The 1,248-nt window shown below is 71.9% G+C and carries 1 protein-coding gene; it reads left to right on the top strand.

Features of this window, described 5'->3' with window-relative positions; translation table 11 throughout:
- Positions 1-21 precede the first annotated feature (21 nt).
- Positions 22-1,248: acyl carrier protein (locus tag JS756_RS35780; RefSeq protein ID WP_307791438.1), on the top strand; the 1,227-nt coding region annotated here is incomplete at its 3' end.

Below are 1,248 nucleotides of genomic sequence, written 5' to 3'. Positions count from 1 at the left end.
GCCTCGTTGGCGGAGGCGTGGGTGCGTGGGGTGGCGGTGGACTGGACGCGGGTCCTGGCCGGTCGGGGAGGCCGCGTCGTCGACCTACCGACGTACGCCTTCCAACACCGCCACCACTGGCTCGACGGTGAGGCATCCCGTCGCACGCCGTCCTTCGCGCAGGCGGTCGAGTCGGGCCCGGTCGTGTCCGGGCCCGCCGTGCCGGGGCAGAGCGACCTGCTCCGGCGCGTTCGGGCGCATGCCGCCGTCGTGCTGGGGCATGCCGGTCCCGGCGAGGTCGACGCGAGCCTCACGTTCAAGGCGCTGGGCTTCGACTCGGCGGGCTCGGTGGAGCTGCGGAACCGACTCGTGGCAGACACGGGAATCTCCCTGCCCGCCTCCGTGCTCTTCGACCACCCGACTCCCCAGGCGCTCGCCCGCCACGTGCACGGGCTGCTGGAGGACCGCACCGGGACCGTGCCCCAGGCCCTGGGAGAAGCGAGGCCGGCGGCCGACGACGACCCGATCGCCGTCGTGGCCATGGGCTGCCGACTGCCCGGTGGCGTCCGCACCCCGGAGGAACTCTGGGAGATGCTGTCCACCGGCGGCGAAACCGTCTCGGCGTTCCCCGCGGACCGTGGCTGGGACCTGGAGAACCTGTACCACCCGGACCCGAAGCACCACGGGACGACCTACACCCGCGCCGGTTCGTTCCTGTACGACGCCGCAGAATTCGATCCGTTCTTCTTCGGTATCTCACCGCGCGAGGCCGAGGCGATGGACCCGCAGCAGCGGCTTCTGCTCGAGGCGTCCTGGGAGGCACTCGAACGGGCCGGCATCGACCCCGCCACCCTGAGCGAGAGCGACGCCTGCGTCTTCGTCGGTCTCATGCAGCAGGAATACGGTCCCGGGCTGCAGCACGCCCCCGAGTCCGTCGACGGGTATCTGTTGACCGGCACCTCCTGCAGTGTTGCCAGCGGACGGATCGCCTACGCCCTCGGACTGCGCGGGCAGGCGGTGACCGTGGACACCGCGTGCTCGTCGTCCCTGGTCGCCCTGCACATGGCGGTCCAGGCGCTGCGCTCCGGCGAGTCGTCGTTCGCGCTCGCCGGAGGCGCGACGGTCATGTCGGAACCCGGGATCTTCGTGGAGTTCAGTCGGCAGCGGGGGCTGGCGGCGGACGGTCGGTGCAAGCCGTTCGCGGCGGGTGCGGACGGTACGGGCTGGGGTGAGGGTGTCGGGGTGCTGCTGTTGGAGCGGCTGTCGGAC

The organism is Streptomyces actuosus (assembly GCF_016921115.1).
Taxonomy (GTDB): domain Bacteria; phylum Actinomycetota; class Actinomycetes; order Streptomycetales; family Streptomycetaceae; genus Streptomyces; species Streptomyces actuosus_A.
Note: the sequence above shows the minus strand (reverse complement) of the source record. Positions and strands in the feature narration are given on the sequence as shown.